Here is a 15,525-nt window from a genome sequence, read left to right as displayed (position 1 = left end):
CGGCCCCGCGCCGCCCCGGCCCCAAGAGGCCGAGTAGCAGATCATGACCGAGTATATCGCCAAACGGCTTCTCCAGGCCCTGCTCGTGCTGGCCGTGATGACCGTTCTCGTCTTCTTCGGCGTGAACGTGATCGGCAACCCGGTCTACATCTTCGCCTCGTCGGAATGCGACCAGCCCTGCCTCGACAAGATCATCACAGATCTCGGCCTCGACCGTCCAATCTGGGAGCAATACTGGGTCTTCGTCGGCAACCTCTTGCAGGGCGATCTGGGCAATTCCTTCACCCACGGTGTCCCCGCCATGTCGCTGATCTGGGAACGGCTGCCCGCGACGCTGGAGCTGGCCGTCTGCGCCCTCGTCATCGCGCTGGCCGTGGGCCTGCCGCTTGGCGTGGCCGCGGGCCTAAGGCCCACGCATTGGACCTCCCGCATCATCATGGGCTTTTCGATGCTGGCCTTCTCGGTGCCGGTGTTCTGGATCGGACTCATCATGATCATCGTCTTCTCGGTCACCCTCGGCTGGATGCCCGCCGTGGGCCGGGGGGACACGGTCGAGATCCTGGGCGTGGACCTCAGCCTCTTCACCCTCGACGGGCTGCACCACCTGGCGATGCCCGCCTTCACGCTCTCGCTCATCATGATGGCCATGGTGATCCGCCTGACGCGGGCGGGAATGCGCGAGGTGCTCTTCTCCGACTACATCCGCTTCGCGCGCGCCAACGGCATCCGCGAGAGCCGGATCCTCTCGCTGCACGTGATGCGCAACATACTCATCCCCATCGTGACCGTACTTGGCATGGAGTTCGGCGGCGTGATCGCCTTCGCCGTCGTGGTCGAGTCGATCTTCTCCTGGCCCGGCGTGGGCAAAATGCTGATCGACGCCATCGCGGTGCTCGACCGGCCGCTGATCGTGGCCTACCTCATCTTCGTCGTCATCATGTTCGTGGCGCTGAACCTGTTGACCGACATCCTCTACAGCGTGCTCGACCCTCGCGTGCGCCTCGGAGGCGCGCGATGAGCGGCGCCATGGCCCATGCCGCGCCCCCGCCGGGCGTCTGGCGCGCCTTCCTGCGCTCTCCGGCGGCCGTCGCCGCCCTGGCCGTCTTCTCGGCATTTTGCGTCGTGGCCGTGATCGGACCCTGGATCGCGCCGCAGAACCCCTACGACCTGGCACAGGTCGACATCATGGACTCGCTGCTGCCGCCCGGCTCTGAGAGCTGGACCGGGATGCCCTATTACCTGGGCACCGACGGTCAGGGCCGCGACATGCTCTCGGCGATGATCTACGGCATCCGCATCTCGCTTCTGGTCGGGCTCGCCTCGGGGATCATCGCGCTGGCAGTGGGCACGATCGTGGGCCTCGTCGCCGCCTATCGCGGTGGATGGGTGGATACGGTGCTGATGCGTATCGTGGATCTTCAGCTGAGCTTCCCAACCATCCTCGTGGCCCTCATCCTGCTGGTGATCCTGGGGCGCGGCGTGGACAAGATCATCTTCGCGCTCGTCGTGGTTCAATGGGCTTACTTCGCCCGCACCGTGCGCGGCGTCGCGCTGGTCGAGAGCGCGCGGGAATATGTCGACGCCGCCCGCGGTCTGCGGCTGGGCGCGCTGCGCATCCTCTTCGGCCATATCCTGCCCAACTGTCTGCCGACGATGCTGGTGGTGGCGACGATGCAGATGGCCGCCGCCATCTCGCTCGAAGCGACGCTGAGCTTCCTCGGCCTCGGCCTGCCGCCGACGCGGCCCTCGCTGGGGCTGCTGATCGCCAACGGCTTCGATTATCTGCAATCGGGGCGCTACTGGATCAGCGTGCTGCCGGGGCTGGTCCTGCTGGCCATCATCGTCAGTGCCAACGTGCTGGGCGACCGCCTGCGCGACACGCTGAATCCGCACCTATGAGCGCGCCGGTGGTCCTGGAGGTGGAGAACCTCAACACGTCCTTCCTCTTGCCCTCGGGCGAGGTGAAGGCCTTGCGCGACGTCTCCTTCCAGCTGCGGCGGGGCGAGATCCTGGGACTCGTCGGCGAATCCGGGTCCGGAAAGTCGATCACGGGCCTGTCGATCAATGGTCTCCTGAGCCCGCCGGGCCGGGTCATGTCCGGCAGCATCCGCCTGCACGGCGAGGAAATCACCGGGCTGCCCCATGCCGCCATGCGCCGCCTTCGGGGCGCGAAGATCGCCATGGTCTTCCAGGATCCGATGATGACGCTGAACCCGGTCCTGCGGATCGGCGTGCAGATGGGCGACGCGCTCCGGGCGCATCTGCGCATCAGCGAGCGGGAGTGCCGGGCGCGCTCCGTCGCGGCGCTGGAGGAAGTGGGCATCCCCGCGCCCGAAGACCGCCTGAACGCCTTCCCCCATCAGCTTTCGGGCGGGATGCGACAGCGCGTCGCCGTGGCCATCGCGCTGCTGCACCGGCCGGATCTCGTCATCATGGACGAGCCGACCACCGCGCTCGACGTGACCATCCAGGGCCAGATCCTCGCGCTTGTGCAGAAGCTCTGCCGGGAGCGGGGCACGGCGCTGATCTGGATCACCCACGACCTCGCCGTCGTGGCGGGCCTCGCGGAGCGCATTCTGGTGATGTATGCGGGCCGCATCGTCGAGGATGGCGCCATCGACGACGTGCTCGACACACCCGCGCATCCCTACACAAGCGGCCTGATCGACAGCGTGCCGTCGCGGGCGCAGCGCGGCCAGCGGCTGCGCCAGATCCCGGGGCGGATGCCGGCGCTCACCGACCTGCCCGAAGGCTGCGCCTTCCGCCCCCGCTGCGGTTTCGCCACCGAGGCCTGCGCCGCGCCGCAGGCGCTGCGCGCGCTGGGCGGGCTGGGCGGGCGGCATGTCCGCTGCTGCCACCCCTTGATCCCGGTGCCGTCATGAGCGATCCGATCCTGACCGTGAAGGGCGTCACCAGGCGCTTCGGCGATGGCGGCGACATCGTGGCGCGGGCGCTGGTGCGGCTGGGGCTGATCCGGCGGCGCCCGATCGTGACGGCCGTGGACAACGTGTCCTTCACGCTGGAGCGCGGCAAGGCCCTGGGGATCGTGGGCGAGTCGGGCTGCGGCAAGTCCACCCTCGGCCGGATGATCGCCGGACTGCTGCCGCCCAGCGAAGGCGAGATCACGCTCGACCTCGGCGGAAAGAGCAGCCGCGCCCTGCCGATGCAGATGGTGTTCCAGGACCCGTTCTCGTCGCTGAACCCGCGCAAGCGGGTGCGCGAGCTGGTGGGCGAAGCGCCGCGCGTCCATCGCGTCGTCGCCCCCTCCGAGCTGGAGACCTATATCGAGCGCCTGATGGAGCGCTGCGGCATCGACCCCTCGGTGCGCGACCGCTTCGCCCATCAGTTCTCCGGCGGCCAGCGGCAACGCATCGGCATCGCGCGCGCGCTCGCGGTCGAACCCGAGATACTGGTCGCAGACGAGGCGGTGAGCGCGCTCGACGTCTCGGTGCAGGCGCAGATCATCAACCTCTTCATGGACCTGCGCGACGAGTTCGGGCTGACTTACGTGTTCATTTCGCACGATCTGGGCGTGGTGGAGCATATCGCGGACACGGTGCTGGTCATGTATCTCGGCCGCGTGGTCGAGATGGGGCCGGCGGAAGACGTCTTCGCCCGGCCCCTGCACCCCTATACCCGCGCGCTGATCGCGGGCGTGCCGCGCCTCGACCGCCGCCGCGTGACCTATGCGCCCATCGCGGGCGACATCCCCTCCCCCATCGACCCGCCGACCGGCTGTCATTTCCACCCGCGCTGCCCCTTCGCGCGGGACGTCTGCCGCGTGGAGCGGCCCGAGACGCGCGAGATGGAGGGGCGCACCGTCGCCTGCCATTTCGCCGAAGACATCGCCACCGCAGAGGAGCCCCCCGCATGGCCAGCTACGCCGACCGCCTGACCCGGTTTCAGGACAGCCTGACCGACCAGGCCGACCTCGTGTTCTTTCCCATGGGCACGGATCTCGACTACCTGACCGGCATCCACCGGGACATTCCCAATTACGGGCGCAACCTGCATCCGGGCATGTGGCTGGAGGGCGCCTGGATCGCGCCCGGCAAGGCGCCGATCCTGACGGTGCCGCGTATGACGGCCGAGTTCGGCAATCCCGGAGGGCTCGACGCCTTCGACGTTCGGGTTCTGGGCGACTGGGACGATCCGGCGACGCTCGTCTCGGGCATCCTCGACGAGCTGGGCATCGGCGACGCCCCGCGCATCGCGGTCAGCGACAACGCCGAGGCCGAGACGCTGATCGAGTTGCAAGCCTTGCGCCCCGACACGGCCTTCGCCTCCGGCACCGCCCTGCTGCGCCCCATCCGCGTCATCAAGGACGCCGATGAGATTGCGAAGCTGCGCGAGGCCGGACGGATCACCGAAGCCGCCTTCGCGGCCACCATAAAACAAATGAAGATCGGCATGACCGAGCTCGACGTGCTCTCGGAGCTCGACCACCAGATGAAGGCGCATGGTTCGCTCGGGCCGTCCTTCACGACGTCGATGTACAACACCGGCCCGGACATCTCGCTGGAATTCGGCAACAAGCTGAAATCCTGGCCGCGCAAGCTCGAGCCGCCCACGAGCGTGCTCTTCGACTTTGGCGCGGTACTCGACGGCATGTGCTACGATTTCGGCCGCACGGCCTGCATGGGCGCGCCCTCGGACGAGCAGCTCAAGGTCCATCGCCTCATCATGGAGAGCCAGGCAGCGGGGATCGCGGCGCTGAAGGCCGGGGCGGTGACCTGCGAGGAGGTGGACAAGGCCGCGCGCGACGTGCTGGAGGACGCGGGCTACGGACACGCCTTCCGTCACCGGCTGGGCCACGGCATCGGCTGGGACGTGCACGAGCCGCCGTTCCTGACGAAGGGCGACGCGACGCCGGTGCGCGAAGGAATGATCTTCACCATCGAACCCTCGATCTTCCAGGACGGCGACGTCTCCGCCCGGGTCGAGGATTGCATCGTCGCCCGCCCCGGTGGAGGCGAGGCGCTGACCTCGGGGTTCCAGGACCTGATCGTCATCGAGTAGGGTGAGCGCAGACGCCAGAGGGATCGGCCCCAGATGACGGAAAACACCAAACGGGCGACCGAAGCCGCCGCGGAGGCCGAGCCGGCGGGCCCGAGGATGGGCCGCCGGATCCGGACGCGCCGCCAAAAAGAGCGTATGACGCTCCAGGCGGTGGCGGACGTGGCGCGGATCTCGCCCGGCTATCTGAGCCTGATCGAGCGCGACAAGGCGGTGCCGACGCTGACCACGCTCGACCGGATCGCCCGCGCGATCGGCACCGGGCTCGACGAACTCGTCTCCCGCCCCGGTCCCGTGGACTGCATGACCCGGGCCGAGACACGGCCCCGGTTCTTCCTCGGCTCGGACCTTCTCGGATATGAACGGGTGAGCGCGCAGTTCCCGGGCGCGGAGCTGTCGAGCTACGTCCTCACCGCCGCGCCCGGCTATGCCTCCGAGACGGTGATGCATGACGGCGAGGAGCAGGTCTTCGTCCTCGCCGGCCGGATGCGCCTGACGCTCGACGGCGCGGAGTTCGACCTGGGACAGGGCGACAGCGTGCACTACACCTCCGAGCGCCCCCATGCCTGGGCGAACCCCTTTCCGGAGCCGGCGCAGGTGCTCTGGACCGGCACGGACGACATCTTTGCGCGTCGGCAGATCGCCGATGTGTGACCGTAGCCCGCCCACCAGACAACAGGTCCGCAGATGATCGACCCCGCCTATGTCGCCACCATGGCGCGCTATAATGCGTGGCAGAATGCCAGCCTCTACGCCGCGGCGGGCAGCCTCGACGACGAAGCGCGCCATGCCGACCGGGGCGCGTTCTTCGGGTCGATCCACGGCACGCTCTGCCACCTGCTCTGGGGCGACACGTTCTGGATGAGCCGCTTCGATGGCTGGACGCCGCCGCCGGTCGCCCTGCCCGACAGCCCCGGCATGATCGACGACTGGGACCGGCTCGCGGAGGCGCGGGCGGAGGCCGACGCGCGCATCCGCGACTGGGCCGGGCGGGTCGACGCGGCCTGGCTCGCGGGCGATCTGACGTGGTTCTCCGGACTCAGGCAGAGGGACGTCACCCGCCCGGCGGCGCTCTGCGTGATGCATTTCTTCAACCATCAGACGCATCACCGCGGGCAGGCACACGCCCTTCTGACAGGGGCGGGCGCCCGGCCCGAGGACACCGATCTGGTCGCCATGCCGGTCCCGGAGTGACCGCGGAGCCGACAGCGGCCCGGATCGCCCAGGCGCTCGACCGGCAGGCGATCGCGGATGTGCTGGTGGACTATTGCCGTTTCCTCGACTCCATGGATCTGGAGGCGCTAGCGGCACTGTTCACCCCGGACTGCCGGGTGGTCTACGGGGACGATCCGCGGCTCAGGGCCGAGGGGCGCGACGCGTTGAGGTCGTCACTCGCACGGATGTGGCGCTGGCGGCGCACGGCGCATCATCTGTCGAATATCCGCGTCTGGTTCGACGCGCCGGGCCGCGCGCGCGCCGAGAGCGCGGTCTGGGCCTGGCACGAGGCGCAGGACGGCAGCCCGGCCGAGGTCTACGGAGTTTATGACGACCGGCTGATCGAAACGGCGGAAGGCTGGCGCATCGACGCGCGCCGGATGACCATGCGCGGCGCAAGCGCGGGCTTTCGCGTCGCCCTGCCGCCCACCGAGCGCCGCCCCCCACCACCGGGTTGGACCACGCCCGAGGGGCTGGACGGCTGACGCCGTGATAGGGCGGTCCGGGATGCCGGCCCCTAACCGCATCCCGTTGAAAGTGGAGTCTCGCTATGTCTCCGCTCGGGTCTCGGACACTGTCCGTTTCGAGACCTTAACGCTCCAATCAGCAGAGCGCGGCGCAGTTTTCACTCAGTTGGGTTTCCAATAAAAGGACGAGATGTGGCGCCGCTCCTGTTCGCGCGGATAGGCCTCCTTTTCTAGTAGGGCCGCTCCGCGGTCGTCGGGTCGATGATACGCTCGACCTCGGTGATGACGTGGGCCGGGAACCCCGAAAGCTCGGCATGCTGCCGGATCGCTGCCTCGCTCTCGGCCAGGTAGATGCAGAAGGTCTTGGACCCGGTGACGTAAGAGTGGATCCACTGGACCTTTGGCGCGAGTTGGACGAGCGCGTCGTTCGAGGTCTTGGCCGCCCCGCTGATCTCCTCGTCGTTCATGTCTCCGACACCCGCGATTTCCCGTTCGATCACGAATTTCTTCATCTTTCTTCTCCCGATCCTGTGGAACTTTGAATTTCACTTGCACCCGCGATCTATCCGGTTGCGTCGAGGGTCGGTAACTTGTGCGTTGAAAGTGCAGCCCGGTACTCTGGCGTTTCGTGGACAGCAGCACAGAGGTGATGAAGGCGCGGCAAATCCTTGAGTAGAACCTCTCGGCCACCCACCCATTCGCTGAGCATCGTCACGTAGAAGTCGAGCGCCGTCAGGCCCCGATCAAGGAAAAAGACATCACCGGCTATGGCCTTGTCCATGAGGCCGAAGAAGGCTGCATAATCATTGTCGGCCTGCGCCTTGACCTGGGCAATGGCGCTGTCATCGCGCGCGAAGCGTTCGGGGTGCCCGACACGGGTCGCCGTAAGATACCCTGCGGTCGTCATGACGTTCAGCCAAAATAGGAACGCGCCGCGATCCGGCTCTCCCGGCTGAGGCGTTATCGGATTGGTGGGGTGCAACTCGCCCAGCAAGGTAACGATGGCGCCCGTCTCGCCAATCGTGGTGCCATCGGGCAGACCCAGGGCAGGTATCCGGCCTGCCGGGTTCAGATGCAGGAAGTCAGCCGAGATGTGCTCCCCGGCCCCCATATCCACGTACTGCATCCGATAATCGGCATCGAGCGCCTCCAACGTCGCCTGCGCGACGATCGAGCCCGCCATGTATTCCCAGTAAAGCGTGAACATATTCGCTCCCCCGATCAGGCTGCCACAACCATCCTACGGGGCTCATGCGCTTGCACGGCAGAAATTTCTTGGCGGCATTAAAGAAATTCTTTAGGCATGGGAGCCCATGAAAATAACGCATCTCAATGCGCTGAGGGCACTCGAAGCGACGCTCAGAAAAGGAAGCTTCACCACAGCCGCGAAGGAACTGGGAGTCACCCCGGCGGCGGTCGGGCAGCGTATCCAAACGCTCGAAGACTATATCGGCCGAAAGCTCTTTGAGCGTTCGCCCTCCGGAGCAACCCCCACCGCCGAGGCCCGAAAGATGCAGCCGGCCCTGACTTTGGGCTTCGCTACGCTCGCTGGCGTGCTTGACGAGATGCAACCCGGAACATCATCGAACCGTGTCTCGGTGACCATGCCGGAATCCTTCGCCGAGAACTGGTTCGGGCTGGTGGTTTCCAAGTTCGCGGCAATGCACCCAAAGGCCGATATTCGGCTCGATGCGTCGAACCGGGATTATGACCTCTCTTCGGAGAACTTCGACTTCGCGATCCGCTACGGCCAGCCCCTGGGCGATCCCTTCGAGGAAACACTGCTCTTCGGAGACTCCGTCCAGCCAGTCTGTTCGCCGGAGTTTGCATCCCGCCATCAGCTTGCCCCCAGCCATGTCATGCCGGATTTGAGCAGCATTCCTCTGATCCACGTCCTCAACCGGACAAGCGATCCCGGCTGGGTTGGCTTCGATGGATGGGGCCGAGCCTTCGGTATCGATCCCGCGCACCTGTCCCAAGGCATTCGGTTCTCCAAAGCAGGCTCGGGGCTACAATCCGCGATTGCGGGGGAAGGATTGGTGATGGCGGGGCTGGTGGAGTCTTTCCATGCACTCGCCGATGGAAGACTCACGATGCCCTTCGGCACATCCCGACGTTATGAGACGGAGTACCAATATCGGCTACTGAAGCATCGGGACGCTGCGATGTCCATCACGCACGCCGCCTTCGTCGCTTGGCTTCTTGACCGCGCGCAGCAGCACAAACGCGATGTGGCGGAACTCCTTGAGCGGTTCTCGGATTGAGGGCCAGCCTGGAGCACGGAGGATTCCGGACCGACCTCGTCTGACAGCTGTGTCCGTATAGCGGACAAACGAGTATGCCCTCGCCGGCATCTGCGCGGGCGTCTCAATTCCAAGAAGCTGAGTCCGTAGCCCCATGGGCTCGGCTGTAGAGCTCCGCCCCACGGGGCGGCCGGCGAAAACCGCTCCCAAGGGGCTGGACGGCTGACGCAGTCACGGGGCAGTCCGGGATGCAGGCCCCCGACCCGCATCCCGTTGAACATCGAGCTTCGCTATGTCTCTGGTCGGGTCTCGGATAATGTCCGCTCCGAGCCCAATCTACCTATTTTCTGTAGCGCGGCGAATGTCGGCTTCTGTGCGGTATGCCAAAAACGAGACAAATCTGGCAAAGCGCAATACACGCTCGAGTTGTGATGCCTGGCGACAGCCGCAACGGCGGGAAGGACCTTCGGTCACGAAATCCACACGGAGCATCGCTGGCGCCGCACACTTTCCTTACCCCTCAAGGTATCTCTGAAAACGCTCTCGACCGAACTTCAGCTTGTGCTCGGAGGGGCTGAGACCGGTCCGGCGGCGGAACAACTTGCTGAACGAGGATTGGTCTTCGTAGCCGACTTGCTCAGCAACCTCGGCTACGCCGGCGTCGGTGGTCTCGAGCAGCTGCTTGGCCTCCTCGATGCGAACGATCTGGACGTAATCCTTGGGCTGAAAGCCCGTGGCGGCCTGGAACCGCCGCCGGAACGTCGATTTCGTCAACCCGGAGATCTCGACCATGCGACCGACCGGATCGGGCGTCGCGTAGTGCGCGGCGATCCAGGCCTGCGCCTCGGCGATAGCCCGGTCGTGATGGGGAATGCCCTGGGGCATCGCCACATAGGGCGCCTGCAGCCGGCCGTAATTCGGCAGGAGCCAGAATTTCGACGTACGGGTCGCCTGCTCCACGCTCACATGCCGCGCGATCAGATAGAGCGCCAGCTCCTGCCACATCGTGGTCCCGCCGGAGGTGACGATCCGGTGGTCCGGCGGCGCACAGCACAGGTTCTTCTCCAGCCGCAGATGCACGTCGGGATACAAGGTCCGGAACAGATCGTAGAACGCCCAGTGGGTCGTGGCCTCGATCCCGTCCAGAAGCCCCGCTTCGGCCAGAAGTATCGCCCCGGTGCAGGAGGAGGCCACGGTCGCGCCCGCCGCATGCTGCGCCGCGATCCACTCTACGATCTCGGGCGCGACGCCAGTGATGCGCTCGGTGGCCGAGGCGAACATGCCCGAGGCGATCACGATGTCCGGTGGCGGGGCGTCGTCCACGGCGTGGTCCGGGTCTATCCGCGCCCCGCTGCCGCAGACGAAAGGCTCCGGGCGGGCGGCAACGGTGTAGACGTTAAAGGCCGGCCGCGCGGCGCCGCCGGTGACGTAGGTCTCCCACCCGAGCCCGACGGAGTTGAGCACGTCCCGCATCCCGAACAGCCCCGAGGCGGAGTTCGGCGGCACGGTAATCATCGCGACATTCAGAGAGGCCCGCGGCGCCTCGGGCGGCCGGTCGGTCATAAAACGCTTCCCGTGGTGCTTTTGCCCTCATCCTGCACTTTCCGCCACTTCCCGGCCAGAGATTTGACGCGCACGATACCCCGGACAGCTCTGGAGGGTCCTGCCATGTTCGATCTCGTCTCGCTCGATAACCGCCCCGTCGCGCTGACGGGCGACGACCTCGCCGCCTTTCGCGCGCAGCTGGCCGGCGAGGCGATCCTGCCGGACGAGCCTGGCTACGACGCCGCGCGGCGGGTCTGGAACGCGCTGATCGACCGGCGCCCCGGCCTGATCGTGCAGTGCCAGGGGCTCGCCGACGTCGTTGCGGCGGTGCGCTTCGCGCAGGAGCACGAGCTTCTGGTGGCGGTACGCGGCGGCGGTCATCAGGTCTCGGGCAGCGCGGTCTGCGACGGCGGGATGGTGATCGACCTGCGGCGGATGCGGGCGGTGCGTGTGAGCCCTGACCGCTCCAGCGTCCACGTCCAGGGCGGCGCGACGCTCGCCGACATCGACCGCGAGACACAGGTCTTCGACCGCGTCACACCCACCGGAAATGTTTCCAAGACCGGGATCGGCGGCCTAGCGCTCGGCGGGGGCATGGGCAACCTGCGGCGCAAGTTCGGCCTGTCGGTGGACAACCTGCTTTCGGCCGAGGTCGTCACCGCGGAGGGCGCGGTGCTCACGGCGAGCGAGACCGAGAACCCCGACCTCTTCTGGGCGCTGAAGGGCGGCGGCGGCAATTTCGGCGTGGTGACGACGTTCGAGTTCCGCCTGCACGCGCTCGGCCCCGAGGTCGCCTTCGCCGCACAGTTCTTCCCCGTCGACGAGGCGCCGCGCGTCATGGCCGCCTGGCGCGACATCGTCGAGAGCGCGCCGGACGAGATCAGTTCGCTCGCCTTCTTCTGGACGGTGCCGGACATGGAGGGCTTCCCACCCGAGATCCGCAGCGCCCGCGTGTTCCTTTACGCCGCCATGTATGCCGGGCCGGCCGACGAGGGGGAGGCGGCGCTCGCCCCGCTCCGGTCCATCGGCACGCCGGTGCTCGACCTGTCAGGGCGCGGCCCCTACACCGCCTGGCAACAGGCCTTCGATCCCTTCTTCGCCGAGGGCGGCGCCTACGAGGCGATCTACGCCTACTGGAAATCGATCTACCTGAACGGTCTGCCGGACGCCCTGATCGCCGATCTGAACGGGCGGGCGCGGAGCATGCCGGCTCCCGAGTGCCTGATCGCGCTGTGGCATCTGGGTGGCGCCGTCGCTCGCGTCCCCGAGGGCGACACCGCCTTCGGCCGCCGCTCGGCGCCCTATCTGCTGAGCTTCGATTCCTGCTGGATCGACCCAGCCCTGTCGGATCGCGTGACCGAGTGGACCCGCGCCCAGGTCGAGGCGATGGAGCCCCATTCCCCCGGCGGCAGCTATCTGAACTTCCCCGGCGTCGGCGCAGCCGACCCCGCCGCCGTGCGCGCCGCCTATGGCGCGAACCATGCCCGGCTCGCCCGGATCAAGGCCCGCTACGATCCCGACAACCTGTTCCGGCTGAACCAGAACATCGCCCCCGACACCGGCGCCACCTGAGGCGGCCGATCCCTCGCCCTACCGTCCGACAAAGGAGATCCCGATGATCCGTTCCACGCTCGCCGCCGGCCTCATCGCCGCCTGCGCCGCCCTGCCTGCCGCCGCCCAGCAGGACCCCGAGACCGCCCGGCAGGAGATCGAAGAGACCTTGGGCGCCGTGCCGTCCTACCTGCAGGTCTATCCCGAGGCAGCGCTCGGCGCCGGCTGGGCCTTCATGAAGGGGATCAACCTGAACCAGCAGTTCGAACTGGACCCCAAGACGCGGGAGCTGATCCTGCTGGCGGTCTCGGCGCAGATCCCGTGCGATTACTGCGTCTACTACCACCGCCGCGCCGCCGCAGCGTTCGGTGCCTCGGAGCAGGAGTTGCGCGAGGCCGTGCTCATGGCCGCCGTGATCCGGCACTGGAGCACCATCCTGCACGGCGCCCAGTACGACATGGAGGCGTTCCGCGCCGAAACGGACGGCTTCTTCCCCGAGTGATCGTAGGCTCCGACCGTTCACGATCTCGCCTTCAGGCGCCATCCTTTACGGCGCCTGAAGAGCGTAGCGCTCGCAGACCGGGCCATGGAGCGCGGCCCGATCTTGCCGCTGCCTGCAATCCAAGGGCGCGGTTTAAAAGCTGCGCAAAGGCCGGTGGCTACCGGTTTTGGCGCCCCAGTGCGCCCTGTGCGAAGCTTGCGAGCTCCGTGTTAAAGCGCTCGGCCGCTTCTCGGTAGGTGGTATGGCCGGCGCCGTCGTAGAGCGACATCTTGGCATGGGGGATCCGGGAACAGATCGCCTCCGACATGGAGGGCAGGACAATCTCGTCCGCCGTTCCTTGCGTGATCAGGACCGGACAGGTGACTTGCGACATGACGGCGTCTCCGTCCAACTCGCGGCTGGCCAGTGCGAGCCGCACATCCGGTGGCACGAGCATGTTGTAGGCAAGAACGGTCTCGTAGTCCGCCTGACTGGGCTGAGTCGCATAGAAAAGCCGGACGAAGCGGCGCGTGGCCGAGATGGACTCGGCCAGGTCCCGCGACAGAAGGCCGGGCACCAAATCGAGCAGGCCGCGTCCCAGATGTCCATTGGCCTTCTCAGTCCCGAAATGGACGGTTGAGGCCACGTAGTTGATGCCTCCCAACCCCGCGTCGCCATAGCAGGCCAAGTAGTCGTTGATCACCAGACCGGCATAGGACGCCCCGACCAGCACCGGCTTGTCGAGGTCCAAGGCATCGATCACCGCGGCGATGTCGTCGGCGAACAGTCGCGAGTCCTGATACTCTTCGGGGTGCGCAGCCCGGCCCGACATGCCGTGGCCGCGCAGGTCCATGCAAAGCAGGCGAAACGCGTCGGCCAGAGAGCTGCCCAGCTGGTCGGACCAGCACAGGCTGCATTGCATCAGACCGTGGAGGAAAAGGATCGGCGGTCCTTTCGGATTGCCGGCTTCGCGGACGCTCAACGGCAGGCCGCCGCCGCCCTCGATTTCATACTGTGTCATGTGGGTTCCTCAAATCTCTAGGATTGCGGGGACCGACCGAAGGTCGTCGCGGAGATAAGCCCCGGGAGCGGCTCACTCGGCCGGGTCGGCGTTCCAGATGTCCTGATCGAGGCGCCAGGTGCCGTCCTCCGCCTGCTGCCAGACGACCAGGTACTTGCCCCGCGGCGTGACCGTTCCCCCCGTTCCATCGGGAGCGGCCAGTTGCCATGTGCCGATTTCGATCGCCGCCTCGTCCAGGACGTCGAGCTCGGTGGTCTCGAGGACGAGATCGGTGACACCCGAGGCAAAGACCGCGTCCCAGAATTGCGCAATCCCCTGCCGTCCGTCGATCCGTGCCGCGCCCGGGGGCAACAGAACGGCATCGGCGGCATAGTGCGAGGCGACCGTCGCGCCCTCCCCCGAGGCGAAGGACGCCGCGAAGGCGTCGATCGCCGCGGCCAGACCAGGCGCCTGCTGGGCTGCGGCGGCCTGCGATGCGCATATGCATCCGGCAGCGAGGGTGATCTTAAGCGTGGACTGTAACATGGCAGGTCTCCAAGAATGTTGGGCCGGCGCGTCGACCGGACGAGCCCAGGATGACACCGCCCGCGCCTGCAAGTCCTGATGGCCGAGTTGAAATCTTCTTAGAAATCCTGATCGCGTCGCGCGCCCGCTGGCCCCGCGCCGCACAGGCCCGCGCACCGTATCGGCATGATTTTCGCTTGACGCGATGGGGCGCAAACCCTGTCCATTGTTCCATGAGGATCGGCGACTTTTGCTTCACCCCGGAGGCCGGCAGCCTCGTGTCGTCCGACGGACGCCGGATCGACCTGCGTCCGCAGGCGATGGACGTTCTGCGGCTTCTGGCCGAGGCTGAGGGGGCTGTGGTCTCCAAGGACGAGATCCTGTCGGCCGTGTGGCCCGACATCGCGACGGGGGAGGAGTCGCTCTATCAGTGCATCTCGGACATTCGGCGCGCTCTCGACGACGCGCAGCGCACGATCTTGCGGACCGTTCCGCGGAAGGGCTATCACCTCGCATTGCCGGGGGCGCGTCCGGTGCCCGGCCCACGACCGCCAACGCCCGAGCCCATCCGCTTCGCACAATCGGCGGACGCGCGTCTGGCCTGGACCGCCATCGGACAGGGCACCCCCATCCTGAAAGCGCCCAGTTGGATCTCCAATATCGAGAGCGAAGCGACCAGTCTGATCTTCGGTCCATTCTACGCCCGTCTAGCCGAGCGAGCCCGCATCGTCTATTTCGACCAGCGCGGGTCCAGCCATTCCAGCCGCCGGGTGACGGACTGGTCCGTCGATGCCATGGTCGACGACATGGCCCGGATCGCCGATACTGCGGGGCTCGATCGGTTCTTTCTGTTCGGACCCTCCCAGGGCGGCGCCTTCGCGCTCGCCTTCGCCGCCCGGTTTCCCGAGCGTGTCCTGGGCATCATCGCCCGCGGTGCCTTCGCCACCGGATGGAAGGTCCACGGCGACGAGGTCCAGCGCCGCCGATACGAGGTCAGCAAGGCGATGATCTCCGCCGGCTGGAACGAGCCCAATCCCGAGTACCGCAGGTTCTTCACCGGCCTCTTGATCCCGGATGCGCCGCCGGAGATGGCGCGCGAGATGGACGCGATCCAGGCACGCGCAGTGGAGGCCGACGTACAGCTGGCCAATGTGGAGCTGCAGTCGAGCCTCGATGTCCATCACTTGCTCGACGCGGTGACCTGCCCGGTGCTGTTGCTGCATTCCTCCGGCGATCTGGCCGTCCCGGCCGAGCGCGCTGTCGAGCTGGCCTCCGCTCTGCCGTCCTGCGAGTTGCGCCTATTGGACGGCAACAATCACATCCCGGTTCCCGGGACTGCCGGCTTCGAGCAGTTCATGGACGCCATCGATGACTTTCTGGATCGCCACGGCTCTGTTGCACGAATCCCGTGAGGGATTCATCTCGTGACTCCAGAGTGGTAGCTGGGATGCATGAGCAGACCCACACTCCCAACCTACAGGA

The 15,525-nt window shown here is 66.8% G+C and carries 17 protein-coding genes; 12 read left to right on the top strand and 5 right to left on the bottom strand.

Annotated elements, in window-relative coordinates; genetic code table 11:
• The first annotated feature begins 43 nt into the window (after positions 1-43).
• From DTQ71_RS22695 to DTQ71_RS22660, 8 genes are read left to right on the top strand one after another with little or no spacing between them, the layout of a single operon-like run.
• Positions 44-1,018, top strand: coding sequence for an ABC transporter permease (locus DTQ71_RS22695; RefSeq protein WP_109566566.1), 975 nt, complete (start codon positions 44-46; stop codon positions 1,016-1,018).
• Positions 1,015-1,899, top strand: a complete 885-nt coding sequence (locus DTQ71_RS22690; RefSeq protein WP_109566565.1) for an ABC transporter permease — start codon at positions 1,015-1,017, stop codon at positions 1,897-1,899. The genes DTQ71_RS22695 and DTQ71_RS22690 overlap by 4 nt, the downstream gene beginning before the upstream one ends.
• Positions 1,896-2,882 (top strand): ABC transporter ATP-binding protein, encoded by a 987-nt coding sequence (locus tag DTQ71_RS22685; protein WP_109566564.1) that lies wholly within the window; start codon positions 1,896-1,898, stop codon positions 2,880-2,882. The genes DTQ71_RS22690 and DTQ71_RS22685 overlap by 4 nt, the downstream gene beginning before the upstream one ends.
• A complete protein-coding gene (locus DTQ71_RS22680; RefSeq protein ID WP_109566563.1) occupies positions 2,879-3,895 on the top strand; it encodes an ABC transporter ATP-binding protein in 1,017 nt (338 codons plus the stop codon). The genes DTQ71_RS22685 and DTQ71_RS22680 overlap by 4 nt, the downstream gene beginning before the upstream one ends.
• Positions 3,871-5,019, top strand: a complete 1,149-nt coding sequence (locus DTQ71_RS22675) for a M24 family metallopeptidase (protein WP_109566562.1) — start codon at positions 3,871-3,873, stop codon at positions 5,017-5,019. Before DTQ71_RS22680 ends, DTQ71_RS22675 begins: the two co-directional genes overlap by 25 nt.
• Positions 5,020-5,052: 33 nt before the next feature.
• On the top strand, positions 5,053-5,670 hold the full coding sequence (locus DTQ71_RS22670) for a helix-turn-helix domain-containing protein (protein WP_109566561.1): 618 nt from the start codon (positions 5,053-5,055) through the stop codon (positions 5,668-5,670).
• A 33-nt stretch (positions 5,671-5,703) separates the two neighbouring features.
• Entirely contained in the window at positions 5,704-6,210 is a 507-nt protein-coding gene (locus DTQ71_RS22665; RefSeq protein ID WP_109566560.1) for a DinB family protein, read from the top strand.
• Positions 6,207-6,716 (top strand): nuclear transport factor 2 family protein, encoded by a 510-nt coding sequence (locus DTQ71_RS22660; protein WP_109566559.1) that lies wholly within the window; start codon positions 6,207-6,209, stop codon positions 6,714-6,716. Before DTQ71_RS22665 ends, DTQ71_RS22660 begins: the two co-directional genes overlap by 4 nt.
• 212 nt (positions 6,717-6,928) lie before the next feature.
• On the opposite strand, the gene DTQ71_RS22655 is transcribed toward DTQ71_RS22660, so the two are convergent.
• Positions 6,929-7,210, bottom strand: a complete 282-nt coding sequence (locus tag DTQ71_RS22655; RefSeq protein WP_109566558.1) for a DUF4242 domain-containing protein — start codon at positions 7,208-7,210, stop codon at positions 6,929-6,931.
• 50 nt (positions 7,211-7,260) lie between these two features.
• Positions 7,261-7,905 (bottom strand): glutathione S-transferase family protein, encoded by a 645-nt coding sequence (locus DTQ71_RS22650; RefSeq protein ID WP_109566557.1) that lies wholly within the window; start codon positions 7,903-7,905, stop codon positions 7,261-7,263.
• Between the two features lie 106 nt (positions 7,906-8,011).
• On the opposite strand from DTQ71_RS22650, the gene DTQ71_RS22645 reads away from it, so the two are divergent.
• Complete coding sequence (locus DTQ71_RS22645) at positions 8,012-8,962, top strand: LysR family transcriptional regulator (protein ID WP_109566556.1); 951 nt, start codon at positions 8,012-8,014, stop codon at positions 8,960-8,962.
• A 492-nt stretch (positions 8,963-9,454) separates the two neighbouring features.
• Here DTQ71_RS22645 and DTQ71_RS22640 read toward each other — a convergent pair whose 3' ends face one another.
• Positions 9,455-10,504: a GlxA family transcriptional regulator gene (locus DTQ71_RS22640; RefSeq protein ID WP_109566555.1), complete on the bottom strand. Its 1,050-nt coding sequence runs from the start codon at positions 10,502-10,504 to the stop codon at positions 9,455-9,457.
• Between the two features lie 105 nt (positions 10,505-10,609).
• On the opposite strand from DTQ71_RS22640, the gene DTQ71_RS22635 reads away from it, so the two are divergent.
• Entirely contained in the window at positions 10,610-12,058 is a 1,449-nt protein-coding gene (locus DTQ71_RS22635) for an FAD-binding oxidoreductase (RefSeq protein WP_109566554.1), read from the top strand.
• 43 nt (positions 12,059-12,101) lie between these two features.
• Positions 12,102-12,539: a carboxymuconolactone decarboxylase family protein gene (locus DTQ71_RS22630; RefSeq protein WP_109566553.1), complete on the top strand. Its 438-nt coding sequence runs from the start codon at positions 12,102-12,104 to the stop codon at positions 12,537-12,539.
• A gap of 157 nt (positions 12,540-12,696) precedes the next feature.
• Here the strand turns inward: DTQ71_RS22630 and DTQ71_RS22625 are convergent, their stop codons facing one another.
• Both DTQ71_RS22625 and DTQ71_RS22620 read right to left on the bottom strand, forming a co-directional pair.
• Positions 12,697-13,539 (bottom strand): alpha/beta fold hydrolase, encoded by an 843-nt coding sequence (locus DTQ71_RS22625; RefSeq protein WP_109566552.1) that lies wholly within the window; start codon positions 13,537-13,539, stop codon positions 12,697-12,699.
• Between the two features lie 72 nt (positions 13,540-13,611).
• Positions 13,612-14,064 (bottom strand): YybH family protein, encoded by a 453-nt coding sequence (locus DTQ71_RS22620; RefSeq protein ID WP_109566551.1) that lies wholly within the window; start codon positions 14,062-14,064, stop codon positions 13,612-13,614.
• 212 nt (positions 14,065-14,276) lie between these two features.
• On the opposite strand from DTQ71_RS22620, the gene DTQ71_RS22615 reads away from it, so the two are divergent.
• Positions 14,277-15,455: an alpha/beta hydrolase gene (locus DTQ71_RS22615; RefSeq protein ID WP_170125557.1), complete on the top strand. Its 1,179-nt coding sequence runs from the start codon at positions 14,277-14,279 to the stop codon at positions 15,453-15,455.
• The last annotated feature ends 70 nt before the right edge of the window (positions 15,456-15,525 follow it).

The sequence above is a fragment of the Jannaschia seohaensis genome (genome assembly GCF_900116765.1).
Taxonomy (GTDB): domain Bacteria; phylum Pseudomonadota; class Alphaproteobacteria; order Rhodobacterales; family Rhodobacteraceae; genus Jannaschia; species Jannaschia seohaensis.
This window is presented reverse-complemented; position numbering and strand designations above follow the sequence as displayed.